Origin of the sequence: Rhizobium sp. BK251, assembly GCF_004345245.1 — a bacterium.
GTDB lineage: Bacteria > Pseudomonadota > Alphaproteobacteria > Rhizobiales > Rhizobiaceae > Rhizobium.
In genome coordinates this window covers 176913-193447 of record NZ_SLUQ01000004.1, presented here as the reverse complement: position 1 = coordinate 193447, position 16535 = coordinate 176913, and the positions used below count along the sequence as shown (strand labels likewise).

The 16535-nt window shown below is 62.4% G+C and carries 14 protein-coding genes; 12 read left to right on the top strand and 2 right to left on the bottom strand.

Features of this window, described 5'->3' with window-relative positions; all coding sequences use genetic code 11:
• Window positions 1-68 precede the first annotated feature (68 nt).
• The 7 genes from EV286_RS10935 to EV286_RS10905 all read left to right on the top strand — a co-directional run bounded on the left by EV286_RS10935 (window position 69) and on the right by EV286_RS10905 (window position 8130).
• Window positions 69-3065, top strand: coding sequence for a 2-oxoglutarate dehydrogenase E1 component (locus EV286_RS10935; RefSeq protein ID WP_132957070.1), 2997 nt, complete (start codon window positions 69-71; stop codon window positions 3063-3065).
• Between the two features lie 15 nt (window positions 3066-3080).
• Window positions 3081-3398, top strand: coding sequence for a YciI family protein (locus EV286_RS10930; protein ID WP_132957069.1), 318 nt, complete (start codon window positions 3081-3083; stop codon window positions 3396-3398).
• 30 nt (window positions 3399-3428) lie between these two features.
• The gene (odhB, locus tag EV286_RS10925; protein WP_132957068.1) at window positions 3429-4676 is read left to right on the top strand and encodes a 2-oxoglutarate dehydrogenase complex dihydrolipoyllysine-residue succinyltransferase; all 1248 of its coding nucleotides are present in this window, start codon (window positions 3429-3431) and stop codon (window positions 4674-4676) included.
• A gap of 17 nt (window positions 4677-4693) precedes the next feature.
• On the top strand, window positions 4694-5206 hold the full coding sequence (locus EV286_RS10920) for a hypothetical protein (RefSeq protein ID WP_245500680.1): 513 nt from the start codon (window positions 4694-4696) through the stop codon (window positions 5204-5206).
• The gene (locus tag EV286_RS10915; protein WP_132957067.1) at window positions 5203-5955 is read left to right on the top strand and encodes an SDR family oxidoreductase; all 753 of its coding nucleotides are present in this window, start codon (window positions 5203-5205) and stop codon (window positions 5953-5955) included. The genes EV286_RS10920 and EV286_RS10915 overlap by 4 nt, the downstream gene beginning before the upstream one ends.
• A 170-nt stretch (window positions 5956-6125) precedes the next feature.
• A complete protein-coding gene (gene lpdA, locus EV286_RS10910) occupies window positions 6126-7532 on the top strand; it encodes a dihydrolipoyl dehydrogenase (protein ID WP_132957066.1) in 1407 nt (468 codons plus the stop codon).
• A 97-nt stretch (window positions 7533-7629) separates the two neighbouring features.
• Complete coding sequence (locus EV286_RS10905) at window positions 7630-8130, top strand: cytochrome b/b6 domain-containing protein (RefSeq protein WP_132957065.1); 501 nt, start codon at window positions 7630-7632, stop codon at window positions 8128-8130.
• A gap of 13 nt (window positions 8131-8143) precedes the next feature.
• Here the strand turns inward: EV286_RS10905 and EV286_RS10900 are convergent, their stop codons facing one another.
• Both EV286_RS10900 and EV286_RS10895 read right to left on the bottom strand, forming a co-directional pair.
• Complete coding sequence (locus tag EV286_RS10900) at window positions 8144-9247, bottom strand: TraB/GumN family protein (protein WP_132957064.1); 1104 nt, start codon at window positions 9245-9247, stop codon at window positions 8144-8146.
• 126 nt (window positions 9248-9373) lie between these two features.
• Window positions 9374-10309: a tyrosine recombinase XerC gene (locus EV286_RS10895; RefSeq protein WP_132957063.1), complete on the bottom strand. Its 936-nt coding sequence runs from the start codon at window positions 10307-10309 to the stop codon at window positions 9374-9376.
• Window positions 10310-10450: 141 nt separating this feature from the next.
• Between EV286_RS10895 and EV286_RS10890 the strand changes: the two genes are divergently transcribed.
• The 5 genes from EV286_RS10890 (at window position 10451) to atpA (ending at window position 16510) form a co-directional block, all read left to right on the top strand.
• The gene (locus tag EV286_RS10890) at window positions 10451-11404 is read left to right on the top strand and encodes a 1-acyl-sn-glycerol-3-phosphate acyltransferase (protein ID WP_132957062.1); all 954 of its coding nucleotides are present in this window, start codon (window positions 10451-10453) and stop codon (window positions 11402-11404) included.
• A gap of 53 nt (window positions 11405-11457) precedes the next feature.
• The gene (locus EV286_RS10885; RefSeq protein WP_132957061.1) at window positions 11458-13677 is read left to right on the top strand and encodes a primosomal protein N'; all 2220 of its coding nucleotides are present in this window, start codon (window positions 11458-11460) and stop codon (window positions 13675-13677) included.
• 92 nt (window positions 13678-13769) lie between these two features.
• On the top strand, window positions 13770-14156 hold the full coding sequence (locus tag EV286_RS10880; RefSeq protein WP_132957060.1) for a DUF4345 domain-containing protein: 387 nt from the start codon (window positions 13770-13772) through the stop codon (window positions 14154-14156).
• 258 nt (window positions 14157-14414) lie between these two features.
• Window positions 14415-14981, top strand: coding sequence for a F0F1 ATP synthase subunit delta (locus EV286_RS10875; protein WP_132957059.1), 567 nt, complete (start codon window positions 14415-14417; stop codon window positions 14979-14981).
• Window positions 14981-16510, top strand: coding sequence for a F0F1 ATP synthase subunit alpha (gene atpA / locus EV286_RS10870; protein WP_132957058.1), 1530 nt, complete (start codon window positions 14981-14983; stop codon window positions 16508-16510). Before EV286_RS10875 ends, atpA begins: the two co-directional genes overlap by 1 nt.
• Window positions 16511-16535 lie beyond the last annotated feature (25 nt).

Here is a 16535-nt window from a genome sequence, read left to right as displayed (position 1 = left end):
CGACGGCCGGCGCAAAGCGACCGGCACCAATCAAGTCAGGAGGCGGACGGAGCAGTCCGCGCATCATCATGGCAAGGCAAGAAGCCAACGAGCAATTTCAGATAACCTCGTTTCTCGACGGCGCGAACGCAGCCTATATCGAGCAGCTCTACGCTCGTTACGAGGACGATCCGAACTCGGTATCGGACGAGTGGCGCTCCTTCTTCAAGGCGCTCGAGGACAGTCCGGATGATGTGAGGAAGGCGGCCAAAGGCGCTTCCTGGCAGCGCAAGAACTGGCCGATCGCGGCAAACGGCGAGCTTGTCTCGGCGCTCGACGGCAATTGGGGCATCGTCGAAAAGGCGATCGAGACCAAGGTAAAAGCCAAGGCAGAGGAAAAGGCTGCGGCAACCGGCGTGGCCGCCAGCCCGGCCGACGTTCATCAGGCGAGCCGCGATTCGGTGCGCGCCATCATGATGATCCGTGCCTATCGCGCCCGCGGCCATCTGCATGCCAAGCTCGACCCGCTCGGGCTGGCGGCGCCGGTCGAGGACTATAACGAGCTGTCGCCGACTTCCTACGGCTTCACCGAGGCCGACTACGACCGCAAGATCTTCATCGACAACGTGCTCGGCCTCGAATACGCAACCGTGCGCGAGATGATCGAGATCCTGGAGCGGACCTACTGCTCCACCATCGGCGTCGAATTCATGCACATGTCCAACCCCGAGGAGAAGGCGTGGATTCAGGAACGCATCGAGGGCGCGGACAAGGGTGTTGCCTTCACGCCGGAAGGCAAGAAGGCAATTCTTTCCAAGCTGATCGAGTCGGAAGGCTTCGAGCAGTTCATCGACGTCAAGTACAAGGGCACGAAGCGCTTCGGCTTGGACGGCGGCGAATCGCTCGTCCCTGCGCTGGAGCAGATCATCAAGCGCGGCGGCCATCTCGGCCTCAAGGAGGTCGTTTTCGGCATGGCCCATCGCGGCCGCCTGAACGTGCTTTCGCAGGTGATGGCGAAGCCGCATCGCGCGATCTTCCACGAATTCAAGGGCGGCTCCTACGCTCCCGACGAAGTCGAGGGCTCGGGCGACGTGAAGTATCATCTCGGCGCTTCGTCGGACCGCGAGTTCGACGGCAACAAGGTGCACCTGTCGCTGACGGCCAACCCGTCGCATCTCGAAATCGTCAATCCGGTCGTCATGGGCAAGGCGCGCGCCAAGCAGGACATGAGCGCCACGGTCTGGGAAGGCGACGTCATTCCCCTGCATGAACGCGCCAAGGTCATGCCGCTTCTCATCCACGGCGATGCCGCCTTTGCAGGCCAGGGCGTCGTGGCGGAAGTTCTTGGCCTTTCCGGCCTGCGCGGCCATCGTGTCGCCGGCACCATGCACGTCATCATCAACAACCAGATCGGTTTCACCACCAATCCGGCCTTCTCGCGTTCGTCGCCCTATCCGTCGGATGTGGCGAAGATGATCGAGGCGCCGATCTTCCACGTCAACGGCGACGATCCGGAGGCGGTGGTCTATGCGGCGAAGGTCGCGACCGAGTTCCGCATGAAGTTCCACAAGCCCGTGGTCCTCGACATGTTCTGCTACCGCCGCTTCGGTCATAACGAAGGCGACGAGCCTGCGTTCACGCAGCCGAAGATGTACAAGGTCATCCGCGGCCACAAGACCGTCGTGCAGCTCTATGCAGCGCGGCTGATCGCCGAGGGCCATCTCACCGAGGGCGAGGTCGAGAAGATGCGTGCTGATTGGCGCGCCTCGCTCGAGCAGGAATTCGACGCCGGCCAGTCCTACAAGCCGAACAAGGCAGACTGGCTCGACGGCGAGTGGTCGGGTCTGCGCGTCGCCGACAATGCCGACGAGCAGCGCCGCGGCAAGACCGCGGTGCCGATGAAGCAGCTGAAGGAGATCGGCCGCAAGCTGTCGGAGATCCCGGCTGGCTTCAACGCTCATCGCACGATCCAGCGCTTCATGGAAAACCGTGCAAACATGATTTCCACCGGCGAGGGCATCGACTGGGCGATGGCGGAAGCACTCGCTTTCGGGTCGCTGTGCGTCGATGGGCACAAGATTCGTCTCTCCGGCCAGGACGTCGAGCGCGGCACGTTCTCGCAGCGCCATTCGGTTCTCTATGATCAGGAGTCCGAAGAGCGTTATATCCCGCTTGCCAATCTCTCCCCCACCCAGGGCCGTTACGAGGTCATCAATTCGATGCTCTCGGAAGAGGCGGTGCTCGGCTTCGAGTACGGCTATTCGCTGGCTCGTCCGAATGCGCTTACGCTCTGGGAAGCGCAGTTCGGCGACTTCGCAAACGGCGCACAGGTGATCTTCGACCAGTTCGTCTCGTCCGGCGAGCGCAAGTGGCTTCGCATGTCCGGTCTCGTCTGCCTGCTGCCGCATGGCTATGAAGGGCAGGGTCCCGAGCACTCCTCGGCCCGCCTGGAACGCTTCCTGCAGCTTTGCGCGGAAGACAACATGCAGGTCGCCAACGTCAGTACGCCGGCGAACTATTTCCACATCCTGCGCCGCCAGCTGAAGCGCGACTTCCGCAAGCCGCTCATCCTGATGACGCCGAAGTCGCTCCTGCGCCACAAGAAGGCTGTTTCGAGCCTGGCGGAGATGGCCGGTGAATCCTCCTTCCATCGCCTGCTCTGGGACGACGCGGAGGTCATCAAGGATGGACCGATCAAGCTGCAGAAGGACAACAAGATCCGCCGCGTGGTCATGTGCTCCGGCAAGGTCTACTACGACCTTCTCGAGGAACGCGAAAAGCGCGGCGTCGACGACGTCTACCTGCTGCGCGTCGAGCAGCTCTATCCGTTCCCGGCCAAGGCTCTGATCAACGAGCTTTCCCGCTTCCGCAATGCGGAAATGGTCTGGTGCCAGGAAGAGCCGAAGAACATGGGCGCGTGGTCGTTCATCGATCCGTACCTTGAGTGGGTTCTCGCCCACATCGACGCCAAGTATCAGCGCGTGCGCTATACCGGACGTCCTGCCGCCGCCTCGCCGGCGACGGGATTGATGTCCAAGCATATGTCTCAGCTCGCCGCATTCCTCGAGGATGCGCTGGGCGGCTAAGGGGAGGCTGGCGCAATGGCATATTTCCTCATGAGACTTATGCCGCCGCGCCCTTCTTTTCCGCATGACGGGACCGGGGAGGAAATGGCGGCAATGAAACGCCATGTCGAGTACTGGCACCAGAAGGCGCTTTCGGGATCGGCGATTGCCGTCGGTCCCGTTTTCGAGGCCCAGGGTGCCTGGGGTGTTGCGATTGTCGAGGTCGAGGATCAGGCGGAAGCGCAGGCGCTTTCCGACGGCGATCCGATCATCGCCTCGGGTTTCGGCTTCCGCTTCGACATCCTGCCCATGCCGTCGATCATCCTGCGGCCGTCCGCCGCGCGAAATGCATAAACGAAAACACACGTAATCAGGATTTGAACAATGGCCACAGAAATCCGCGTTCCAACCCTCGGCGAATCTGTCAGCGAGGCAACCGTCGGCACCTGGTTCAAGAAGGTGGGTGACGCCATCAACGCCGACGAACCGATTCTCGAACTGGAAACCGATAAGGTGACCATCGAAGTTCCCGCGCCTTCGGCCGGCGTTCTCTCTGAGATCGTCGCCCAGGCTGGCGAGACCGTGGGCCTCGGCGCCCTTCTTGGCCAGATTGCGGCCAATGGCGCAGGTGTCGCTGCTCCGGGCGCAGCTGCAAAGGCCGCCGAGCCCGTTGCGGCTGCCGCCCCCGCCGCACCGGCGGTCGCTGCTGCCGCTCCGGTTGCAGCTACCGTCTCCGCCATGCCGCCTGCTCCGGCAGCAGCCAAGCTTCTGGCGGACAACAATCTCTCGGCCGATCAGGTCGATGGCAGCGGCAAGCGCGGCCAGGTGCTGAAGGGCGATGTGATCGCCGCCGTCGCCAAGGGCCTTTCAGCCCCTGCGCCGGCAGCGCCCGCACCCGTTGCGGTCCGCGCTCCCACCCCGGTCGAGGATGCACCGCGCGAAGAGCGCGTGAAGATGACCCGCCTGCGCCAGACGATCGCCAAGCGTCTCAAGGACGCCCAGAACACTGCCGCGATGCTCACCACCTACAACGAGGTGGACATGAAGGCGGTGATGGATCTGCGCAACCGCTACAAGGACATCTTCGAGAAGAAGCACGGCGTGAAGCTTGGTTTCATGGGCTTCTTTACCAAGGCCGTGACGCACGCCCTGAAGGAACTGCCGGCCGTTAACGCCGAGATCGACGGCACCGACATCATCTACAAGAACTACTGCCATATCGGCGTTGCCGTCGGCACCGACAAGGGCCTTGTCGTTCCGATCGTCCGTGACGCCGACCAGATGTCGATCGCCGAGATCGAGAAGGAAATCGGCCGCCTCGGCAAGGCTGCCCGCGATGGCCAGCTTTCGATGGCCGACATGCAGGGTGGTACCTTCACGATCTCCAACGGCGGCGTCTACGGCTCGCTGATGTCGGCCCCGATCCTGAATGCACCGCAATCCGGCATCCTCGGCATGCACAAGATTCAGGAGCGTCCGGTCGTGATCGGAGGCCAGATCGTCATTCGCCCGATGATGTATCTCGCTCTTTCATACGACCACCGGATGGTCGACGGAAAGGAAGCGGTTACCTTCCTCGTTCGCGTCAAGGAAAGCCTGGAAGATCCAGAGCGCCTCGTTCTCGATCTCTAAGCGGGGACGTGCGCGCGATGCGGTACCGGACGATGCAAGCGGCGGCACTACTTTCGTGCGCCGTCGCGAATCTGCCGGTGCCCGCACGGGCTGCCGATTGCGCGCAGTTGGATGCGATCTATACCGATCCTTCGGGCACGTATGAACTGAGGTTCGTGCCCTTGAATTCGGAAGCTGCCGCCGCAAGCGGCCGCTTCCATCTGACGGTTGCGGGGCTTGGTACCGCCATGGACGGCTTCGTGATGCCGGCCGACGATCCAACATCGTCCGACGGCATTCTCATGTTCGGTTGCCCGCAAGGCGACGCGACGGGTGCCGAAATTTCTGCCTGCACGGTCTGGCAAGGCAAGATTCACGGCACGACGGGCGAGGGACTAGCCAGTGACCTTCAAGCTGAGAATGGCCGGGCCATAAGCGGCGTCGTTCTGACTGGATTCGGCAAGGCGATGCGCCTGTCGCGTCTGTGGAGCGAAGGCAAGGTAAGCGTGGTGCCAGGGGATGTCCTGACTTTCAAGGAGTGCGCAGGATGAGTGATGCACCGGTTCTCCTCGTGACCGGCGGAAGCCGCGGCATCGGGGCCGCCGTTTCGCTTGGTGCGGCCCGCCAGGGCTGGCGCGTCGCTGTCAACTACGCCTCCGCCAAGGCTGCTGCCGACGATGTCGTGGCAGCGATCAAGGGTGCGGGTGGCGAAGCCATCGCCATCCAGGGCGATGTCGGCATCGCGGCGGATATTTCGGCCATATTTGCGGCAGTAGACAAGCATTTCGGCCGCCTGGACGGTCTCGTCAACAATGCGGGCATCGTGGCCACGGTGGAGCGCGTCGACGAAATGTCGCCCGAGCGCATCGAGCGGATGCTGCGCGTCAACGTCGCCGGTTCAATTCTCTGCGCCGCCGAAGCGGTCCGCCGCATGTCGAGCAGGCATGGAGGCAAGGGCGGCGCGATCGTCAACATCTCGTCGATGGCTGCGGTTCTCGGATCGGCCTCCCAATATGTCGACTATGCGGCTTCGAAGGCTGCCATCGACACGTTCACCATCGGTCTTTCGCGCGAAGTGGCGGCGGAAGGCGTGCGCGTCAATGCGATCCGGCCGGGCGTAATCGAGACTGACCTTCACGCTTCGGGCGGATTGCCGGACCGGGCGCGGGAACTCGCGCCGATGATACCGATGAAGCGCCCGGGAACGCCTGCGGAAGTCGCCGATGCGGTTCTCTATCTGCTTTCGCCTGCGGCATCCTACGTCACGGGCGCCATCCTCAATGTGAGCGGCGGTCGATAGATCTATGCTGTCGGCGTCGCCACTTTCCTCACAGCCAGTTTGGCCCGCGATCACGCGATCGCCGCGGCCACTGAGTCAACCGATTGCCGGGGCCGCGTCTGCCGGCGCCGGGCTTCGTCTCGCTACATGGCGGGGCGATCTAAAGAGATAACGTAAAAGGGAAATCAACAATGGCCTATGATGTCATCATTATCGGTAGCGGCCCGGGCGGCTATGTCTGCGCCATCAAGGCGGCCCAGCTCGGCCTGAAGGTCGCGGTCGTCGAAAAGCGCGCGACCTTCGGCGGCACCTGCCTGAATATCGGCTGCATACCGTCCAAGGCGCTGCTGCACGCTTCCGAAATGTTCCATCAGGCCGGCCACGGCATGGATGCGCTCGGCGTCGAGGTCGCTGCGCCGAAGCTCAATCTTTCCAAGATGATGGCGCACAAGGACGCGACGGTTAAGGCCAATGTCGATGGCGTCGCGTTCCTCTTCAAGAAAAACAAGGTCGATTCCTTCATTGGCACCGGCAAGATCGTCTCGGCCGGCAAGGTCGCGGTGACCAACGACAAGGGTGAAGTGCAGGAGATCGAAGGCAAAAACATCGTGATTGCCACCGGCTCGGACGTTGCCGGCATCCCGGGCGTTCCGGTCCAGATCGATGAGAAGGTCATCATTTCGTCGACCGGCGGCATCGCGCTGGACAAGGTCCCGGCTACGATGATCGTCGTCGGCGGCGGCGTGATCGGCCTCGAGCTCGGCTCCGTGTGGTCGCGTCTTGGCGCCAAGGTCACCGTCGTCGAATACCTCGACATGATCCTCGGCGGCATGGATGGCGAAGTCTCGAAGCAGTTTCAGCGCATGCTTGCCAAGCAGGGCATCGACTTCCACCTGGGCGCCAAGGTCGTTGGCGTCGAGAAGGCCGGCAAGGGCGCCAAGGTCACGTTCGAACCCGTCAAGGGTGGCGACAAGGTTGTCCTTGATGCCGATGTCGTGCTCGTCGCCACGGGCCGCAAGCCGTTCACCGAGGGCCTCGGCCTTGAAGGTGCCGGCGTGAAGCTCGACAATCGCGGTCGCGTCGAGATCGACGGCCACTACAAGACCAATGTCGACGGCATCTATGCGATCGGCGACGTGGTGAAGGGGCCGATGCTCGCCCACAAGGCGGAAGACGAGGGCGTTGCGCTCGCCGAAATCCTCGCCGGCCAGCACGGCCATGTGAACTACGACGTCATCCCGAGCGTCGTCTATACGCAGCCGGAAGTCGCCTCCGTCGGCAAGACCGAGGAGGAGCTGAAAGCCGCAGGCATCGCCTACAAGGTCGGCAAGTTCCCCTTCACGGCGAACGGCCGCGCCCGCGCCATGCTGGCGACCGAAGGTTTCGTGAAGATCCTTGCGGACAAGGAAACCGACCGCTTGCTCGGTGGCCATATCGTCGGTTTCGGTGCCGGCGAGATGATCCACGAGATCGGCGTGCTGATGGAATTCAGCGGTTCTTCGGAAGATCTCGGCCGCACATGCCATGCCCATCCGACCATGTCGGAGGCCGTGAAGGAGGCAGCGCTCGCCACCTTCTTCAAGCCGATCCACATGTGATCCGGGATTAAATCTCTGTCATGTTGCGGGCCGCAGCTTGTTAGCGAAGCTGCGGCCCGTATAGTTTCCATGGCTAAGATATTGAAATGGGTGGAAAATGGATAGTGATTCTCCAGTTTCCTTTTCTCTTTCTCAGCGTGTGGTGCATTGGGTCACCGCGCTGCTCGTATCGTTCAATCTGCTGTTCTCAGACGGGATGGAGCAGTGGAATCGCGCCATGCGCCGCACCGGGAGCGCTACCGCCGACCAGATTGCCAGCGCCAACATCCACGCCTATGTGGGGATCGCGATCCTGATCCTCGTCGCGCTTCGCCTCGTCCTTCGCTTCAAGTCGGGCGTGCCGGTCGCGCCGCCGGAAGAACCGGCCATCTTCAGGCTCGGCGCCAAGCTTGCCCATGCGCTGCTCTACCTGTTGCTGATCGCCATGCCGTTCACGGGAATTGGCGCCTACTACTTCGGGAACGGCGCAGCGGGCGGCCTGCATGCGGATGTGTTGAAGGTCCTGCTCTGGATCGTCATCGTCGCGCATGTGTTCGGCGCGCTTGTCCATCAGTTCTACTGGAAGACCGACGTGCTGCGCCGAATGACCGTCGGTTGATGTCGCAGCCGGTTCAGCGTACCGCCGTCACTGCAAATCCCTGCTTGCGCAGCAATTCCACAAGACCCTGGTCGCCCGGCAAGTGCAGCGCGCCGACGGCCATGAAGACATTGCCTTTCGCGAGGATGGGCGCTGCGCGCTCCGCCATTACCTTGTTGCGGTCGAGAATGATGCGCTGCTCGAAAGCCGCATAGTCGCCGCCTTCGTCCTTGGCGTTGCCTCCGCCTGCAGGTTCGACCGTCTCCAGCATCGGCATGGTCATGCCGATGTCTCCGGAAAGATAGAGATCGGTCATGGTCTCGACCACGTCGTTCATCCTGTCGCCGAGTTCGAGCGTCTCGATGAGCGATTTGAGGTGGAACTCCACAGGTAGCTCCGCCATGGCCGAAAGCTGTTCGGCAAGCGTCTCCAGTCCTTTGACATCCTTGCCTTCGGCTACGGCGTCGGCCGCGATCTTCTGGTCGAGGAATGCGGCACCCTTGGCCTTCCGGGCGAGTTCGCAGGCCGGCAGCGAGACCACGCTGGCGATCATCCACGGGCGCATCCGCGAAACGGCAGCGAGTGGTATGCCGCGTTCCTTCAGCCCGCTTTCGAGGCGGGCGTTTTCTTCCGGAGACAGGAGGGAGGCGATTGTCGTCCCATCGGTGAACATCGTCAGTTCAGGCTTGGCGAGCAGGGCGATGGCTGCCTTCTTCTCGTCCAGTATTTCGTCGGATTCGATAACGATCGTATCTGCGGCGTCATGGGCGTTCGCCGCGCCTGCGGGCATCACCAGAACGCGCGGATCCGTGACATGCATGGTTCCGAGCAGCCAGGAGGGTTTCAGTCCCGGCTTCTCGATCTGCCAGAAGATCGACTTCCCGTTTGGCGTCTCGTCGCCTTCCTTCATCACGGCTGCATACCGGGCAGGGTCCTGCTGCTGCAGTTCGATCAGGAGGTTCTTGCCGCCGCAGGCGGCATCTGCCGTCTCGGCTGCGCGCGCCGGCGAGAGCGTGAGTAGCACCGCGATCAGCGCCGCGGCAAGCAGCATCGGGAGGGCTGCAACGAGCCACAGTGCGATGTCCGCCAGCCGTGGCTGCGCAAGGTGGAAGCTCTTCTGGCCGATCGCGATGATCATCGTCTCTTTCCGGTTCGTTGCGCGCCGACACTAGGTTCTCGCTGCGCATATTCCCTTAACATCGTCGGTTAACGCTTCCTTGTCGCGCGATGCGGCCAAATGGAGGCGGGAAGTGCCGCAACCCGCTCAGGCGCGCGGATGCGCCTTGTCATATACCTCCAGCAGCCGCGACGAATCGACGCCAGTATAGATCTGCGTCGTCGACAGGCTGGCGTGCCCGAGCAGTTCCTGAATGGTCCTGAGATCGCCGCCGCCCGCAAGCAGGTGGGTTGCGAAGGAATGCCGCAGTGCATGAGGCGTCGCGGTTTCCGGCAGGCCGAAAGCACTTCTCAAACCCTGCATCGCCCGCTGGATGATGGCCGGCTGCAGCTTCCCGCCTCTTGCCCCGCGAAAGAGCGGCTCGGCCGGCTCGAGATGGTAGGGGCACAATGCCCGGTATTTCTCCACAGCTTCGACAACGGCCGGCAGCAGCGGCACAAGCCGCGTCTTGTTGCCCTTGCCGATGATGCGCAATGCGGAGGCGCCGGAACGGAGATCTTCCGGCGTCAGGGCCAACGCCTCCGAGATTCGCAGCCCGCAGCCGTAAAGCAGCGTCAGGACGGCGGCATCGCGGGCCGATATCCAGGGCTCGTCGTGCAATTGCGAGCCGTCGTTCACCACGGTCAGCGCCTGGCCGTCCGAGAGGGGCTTCGGCAGCGATTTCGGCTGCTTCGGCGAGCGGATCGCTGCTGCCCCCGCCGCATTCACCAGACCCTTCCTTTCGAGGAAGCGCAGGAAGGAGCGCAGGCCGGCAAGATTGCGGCCAAGCGAGCGGGCGCCGGAGCCTGCTTTGCGTCGCGCCGCGAGAAAGGCTCGAAGATCGGCGGGGCGCAGCGTCTGGATATCCTTGATCGTCGTCGGGCCACCCAGGTGGCCCGTGAGGAAGGTAAGAAACTGCCGTGTATCGCGCTCATAGGCGTCGAGCGTATGCCCGGAAAGTCGCCGTTCTTCACCGAGACTGGAAAGCCAGAATTGACGCTCAGCGAGGACGATCGAATCGGCGATGATCAGCAGTTCATTCATGGCACGGACTCTTGAATTTGCTCTCCTGCTGCCAATCTGATTGAGGTAGGTTATGGAATTGATAATACCTGCCAAGTGTTTGTCATGCTTCGATCATAATAGACTGCAATAGCTGGGCTCTCCGTCAAAACAGGATGTTTCATGGCACGACGCGATTCCATGACAGCTTTCGGTCAGCTTGCGGAAGCGATCGCTCTTGTCTCCCATGGGAAGCCGGGTCATATCGTCGATACGTTGATTGCCGAGCGCGGCCAGCGGATCGTATGTCATCCACTCTGGCCGGTGATGCGGCCTTTCCTCTACACGCTGCTGCGCTACAACAAGGCTCTGGAATTCGCCAATTCGGTGGCGAACATACCGGGCTTCCAGTCCTTCGAATATCTCAGCAATGAATTGAAGCTCCAGATTGACGTGGTCAACGGCGAGCGCATTCCGTCGTCGGGCGGTTTTATCCTCGTCAGCAACCACCCGACGGGTATCGCCGATGGTGTCGCCGTGTTCGATCTCCTGAAGTCTCGGCGGCCAGACATGATGTTCTTTGCCAACCGGGATGCCGTGCGCGTCAATCCCCGCTTTGCGGAGATGATCATTCCGGTCGAGTGGCGCGAGGAGCACAAGAGCAAGCTCAAGGCGCGGGAGACCCTGAAGCTCACGAACTGCGCGGTGAGGGAAGGCAAGGCAACCGTGCTCTTTCCTTCCGGACGCATCGCCTACTGGGCGAACGGCAGGCTCAACGAGCGACCATGGAAAACATCGGCCGTCGGGCTTGCGCGCAAGTACAACCTGCCGATCCTGCCGATCCACATGTCCGCGCGCAATTCCGGCCTCTTTTACTGGTTTGCAAAATGGTCGACGGAACTGCGTGACATGACGGTGTTCCATGAACTCCTGAACAAGCGCGGCGACCGTTTCGATTTCGTCGTCGGCGACCTCATTCCGGTCGAGCATCTCGATGGCGATCTGAACGAGGTGACCAAGGCACTGGAGAAGCACACAGTCTTCGACATCGCCGCCGACGGCAACGCCCGGTTCGTGCCGGTCGGCGCCGTATCCAATACATCGGAGGCACTCTCCGTGGCTGAGCCGGCCGTGTAGAGAGATATCCCAGTAGTTCCAATTCCTGCGATTTGCGGGCATGGTCTCGCGCAATGAGCACAGATTCGTCCGATCTCTTTGGCGCGCTTTTCGAAGCCCCGCCCGTGGTCCGTACCGTGCCGGTTCTCGTGCCGATGCCGGCGGCCACGCCCTATTCCTATTCCGTGCCGGAAGGCATGGCGGTCGAGGCAGGCTCGGTCGTCCAGGTGCCGCTCGGGCCGCGCCAGGTGATCGGCGTCGTCTGGGACGGCGGTGACGGCGGCGGCGTAGATCCGAAGAAGCTTCGCCCGATCACACATGCCTTCGATTGCCCGCCGCTCAACAAGGAGATGCGCGATTTCATCGACTGGGTGGCCGGCTACACACTTTCGCCGCCCGGGCTTGTCGCGCGCATGGCGCTGAGGGCGCCGAACGCCTTCGAGCCGGAACCGATGGTCGAGGGCCTGCGCTTCGTGGGCGGAGAGCCGGAGCGGATGACGCCTGCCCGTGCGCGGGTGCTGGACACGGCCTCCGACGGGCTTTCCTGGACGCGCAGCGGCCTTGCGCATGCCGCCGGCGTCTCGCCCAGCGTCGTCGACGGGCTGATCGCACAAGGCATCTTCGAGACGGTGTTCCTGCCGCCGCCGCCCGTTGTGGCGCAGCCGGATCCGGATTTTGCCGTGCCGCGGCTGGAGGGGCCGCAACGCCAGGCGGCGCAGGACCTGCTGGAAAACGTCCGCCGCAAGGAATTTTCGGTTTCCTTGATCGACGGCGTCACCGGATCGGGCAAGACGGAGGTCTATTTCGAGGCCATCGCCGAAACCCTGAAGCAGGGCAGGCAGGTGCTTATCCTCTTGCCCGAGATCGCTCTTACGGCAAGCTTCCTCGAACGGTTCCAGGATCGCTTTGGCGCGAAGCCCGCGGAATGGCACTCCGAACTCGCACCCCGCATGCGGGAAAAGGTGTGGCGGCAGGCGGTGACGGGTGAGGTGCGTGTTGTTGCCGGCGCCCGCTCGGCGCTCTTCCTGCCTTTCGAGGATCTCGGTCTCATCATCGTCGACGAAGAGCATGATCCCGCCTACAAGCAGGAAGACAGGGTTTACTACAATGCCCGTGACATGGCGGTGGTACGTGCCAGGATCGCGGATTTTCCCGTTATTCTCGTCTCGGCGACCCCCTCGGTCGAGAGCCAGGTCAACGGCCAGAGTGGCCGCTATGGCACCGTGCACCTGCCGACCCGCTTTGGCGACGCTGCACTTCCCGATCTGCACCTGATCGACATGCGCCGGCATGCGCCGGACAGGGGCGGCTTTCTCTCGCCGGTGCTGCTGCGCGCGATCGGCAAGACGATCGAGCGCGGCGAACAGTCGCTGCTCTTCCTCAACCGGCGCGGCTATGCCCCGTTGACGCTCTGCCGTGTCTGCGGTCACCGCTTTCAATGTCCACAGTGCTCGAGCTGGCTTGTCGAGCACCGCTTTCGCGGCCAGATCCAATGCCACCAGTGCGGCTATGCGGAGACTACGCCGGAAGCCTGCCCCGAATGCGGGACGCTCGATCATCTGGTCGCCTGCGGCCCCGGCGTGGAACGCATCGCCGAGGAGGTGGAGCGGCACTTTCCCGATGCGCGCACGATCCTGCTTTCGTCCGATCTCATGGGCGGAGTGAAACGACTGCGGCTGGAACTCGAGGCGATTGCCAAGGGCGAGGCGGACATCGTCATCGGTACGCAGCTGGTCGCCAAGGGGCATAACTTTCCCCTTATGACGCTCGTCGGTATCGTCGATGCGGACCTCGGGCTTGCGAATGGTGATCCGCGTGCCGCCGAGCGAACCTTCCAGCTCCTGTCGCAGGTGACGGGACGTGCGGGGCGCACTGGCCTCAAGAGCCATGGCCTGCTCCAGACCTACCAGCCGCAGCATCCTGTCATGCAGGCGATCGTCTCCGGCGATTCGTCGGCCTTCTATGATCGCGAAATTGCCGAGCGGGAGCGGGCGGTGCTGCCGCCGTTCGGCAGGCTGGCCTCGATCATCGTTTCGGCCGACACGCGCCAGGACGCGGAAGGTCATGCCCGCGGCATTCGCAACGCCGCTCCGAAGGTGCAGGGCATCTCGGTGCTGGGACCGGCCGAAGCGCCGCTGGCGCTGATTCGCGGCAGGCACCGCTTCCGCCTCCTCGTCCATGGACGCCGCAATTCCGACATGCAGGGCTTTCTGCGCACGATGCTGGCGCAGGGTCCGAAGGAGCGCGGCTCCGTCCATGTCCAGCTCGACATCGATCCGCAAAGTTTCCTCTGAACTCTGCCGGATAGACCTCGCTTTATCTTCCCCTTTTCCGCCTCTTCATGCCATAAGTCGGCTCACTGCTTCGGGTGATTTGGGGACGATCGATGGAATTCTATTTTCCGACGGAATTCGGGGAGCAGCTCGCCTTCGGCGCAGCCGCCTTCACCGCGCTCATGGGGCTGGTGATCATGTTCGCGCCCGGTTCCGCATTCCGCGCCTTCGGGCTGCTGGCGCGTGAAGGCAGGCCCGACGCCTATGCGGCGGCGCGCTCGACGATGGGCGGCTTCTATCTGGGGTTCGGCCTTTCGGCGGTCCTGCTTGCCCAACCCATGGTCTATCTCGCCTTCGGTGCGTCCTTCGCCATGGCTGCCTTCGCCCGCATCATATCGATAATGTCGGACAGGGGGAGCACGATCCTGAACTATATACTTCTGGTTGTGCAGACGGCCTTGGCTGCATTGCCGCTGCTCTATGTATTCGGCTTTGTCTGACGATTGGTAAGACGTCCCGCTCCATCGAATTGGGGCGCTCCCCGCGTTTCTGCGATTTTGCCATCAGAAATTCACGGGAAAGGCTTATTCGGTGAATACGCGTGTTGCGAGTCTCAACATCCTATGTTAGACGGACCCCGAATTCGGAAGCAGCGGGAGCCCTCTCCTGCGATTTCTGGGGGAAATCAGAACGAATTCAAGGGGGTAGGGTAACCGCTCGCCGGAACCCTAATTCTTGAGTCCTAATCAGGGAAAATTGTGCCCGTGGCAGACACATCCCAGCTAATTTCTGGCGTTGCCGAAAGATACGCTTCATCGCTTTTCGAGCTGGCATCGGAGCAGGGCGCGGTTGAAGCCGTGACCGCCGATCTCGATCGGTTCCAGGCGATGCTGGATGAAAGCGACGATCTTAAGCGCTTTGTCGCCAGCCCCGTATTTTCCGCCGAAGAACAGCTGAAGGCCATCGCAGTGATTGGCGAGAAGGCTGGCTTCGGAGCTCTCTTTGCCAGCTTCCTCAAGGTCGTTGCCGGTAATCGCCGCCTTTTCGCGCTGCCCGGCATGATGAAGTCGTTCCGCCGGATCGCTGCGCGGCAACGCGGTGAAATCTCCGCCGAGGTGACCTCGGCTCATGCGCTGACGCCGGCGCAGGAAAATGAACTGAGGGCGGCGCTGAAGAGCGTCACGGGCAAGGACGTGGCGGTTGTCGTCACGGTCGACCCGTCAATTCTCGGCGGCCTGATCGTCAAGGTCGGTTCCCGCCAGATTGACACGTCTCTTCGCACCAAACTCTCTACCCTTAAGCTTGCATTGAAAGAGGTCGGCTGATGGATATCCGCGCCGCGGAAATTTCCGCAATTCTCAAGGACCAGATCAAAAATTTCGGCAAAGAGGCAGAGGTCTCGGAAGTCGGCCAGGTTCTCTCCGTCGGTGACGGTATCGCCCGCGTCTACGGTCTGGACAATGTCCAGGCCGGCGAAATGGTCGAATTCCCCGGCGGCGTGCGCGGCATGGCCCTGAACCTCGAATCCGACAATGTCGGCGTCGTTGTCTTCGGCTCCGACCGCGACATCAAGGAAGGCGACACGGTCAAGCGCACCGGCGCGATCGTCGACGTTCCGGTCGGTCCGGAACTGCTCGGCCGCGTGGTTGACGCGCTTGGCAACCCGATCGACGGCAAGGGCCCGATCAACGCGACGCGCCGTTCGCGCGTCGACATCAAGGCTCCGGGCATCATTCCGCGCAAGTCGGTTCACGAGCCGATGTCGACCGGCCTCAAGGCGATCGATGCGCTCATCCCGGTTGGCCGCGGCCAGCGTGAGCTCGTCATCGGCGACCGCCAGACGGGCAAGACCGCCATCATCCTCGACACCTTCCTGAACCAGAAGCCGATCCACGACAACGGCCCCGACGCCGAGAAGCTCTACTGCGTCTACGTCGCTATCGGCCAGAAGCGTTCGACCGTCGCTCAGTTCGTCAAGGTCCTCGAAGAGCGCGGCGCTCTGAAGTACTCGATCATCATCGCTGCGACCGCTTCCGATCCGGCGCCGATGCAGTACCTGGCACCGTTTGCCGGCTGCACCATGGGCGAATATTTCCGTGACAACGGCATGCACGCCCTCATCGGCTATGACGACCTCTCCAAGCAGGCCGTTGCCTACCGCCAGATGTCGCTGCTGCTGCGCCGCCCGCCGGGCCGCGAAGCTTATCCGGGCGACGTCTTCTACCTGCATTCGCGCCTGCTCGAGCGCGCTGCAAAGATGAACGACGACCAGGGTGCCGGCTCGCTTACGGCTCTGCCGGTCATCGAAACCCAGGGCAACGACGTTTCGGCCTTCATTCCGACCAACGTGATCTCGATCACCGACGGCCAGATCTTCCTCGAAACGGACCTGTTCTACCAGGGTATCCGCCCGGCCGTTAACGTCGGTCTTTCGGTTTCCCGCGTCGGTTCCGCCGCACAGATCAAGGCGATGAAGCAGGTTGCCGGCTCGATCAAGGGCGAGCTCGCCCAGTATCGCGAGATGGCGGCGTTCGCACAGTTCGGCTCGGACCTCGATGCCGCGACCCAGCGCCTGCTTAACCGCGGTGCGCGCCTGACCGAACTCCTGAAGCAGCCGCAGTTCTCGCCGCTGAAGACGGAAGAGCAGGTCGCCGTGATCTTCTCCGGCGTCAACGGCTACCTCGACAAGCTTCCTGTCAGCCAGGTCGGCAAGTTCGAGCAGGCTCTGCTTTCCTACCTGCACTCGGAAGGCAAGGACATCCTGGATTCGATCCGGACCGAAAAGACCATCAGCGACGCTACAAAGAGCAAGCTCACCGCTGCTCTGGATACCTTCGCCAAGTCTTTCGCCTGATCGGGTCTAACGAGGACGGACAAGG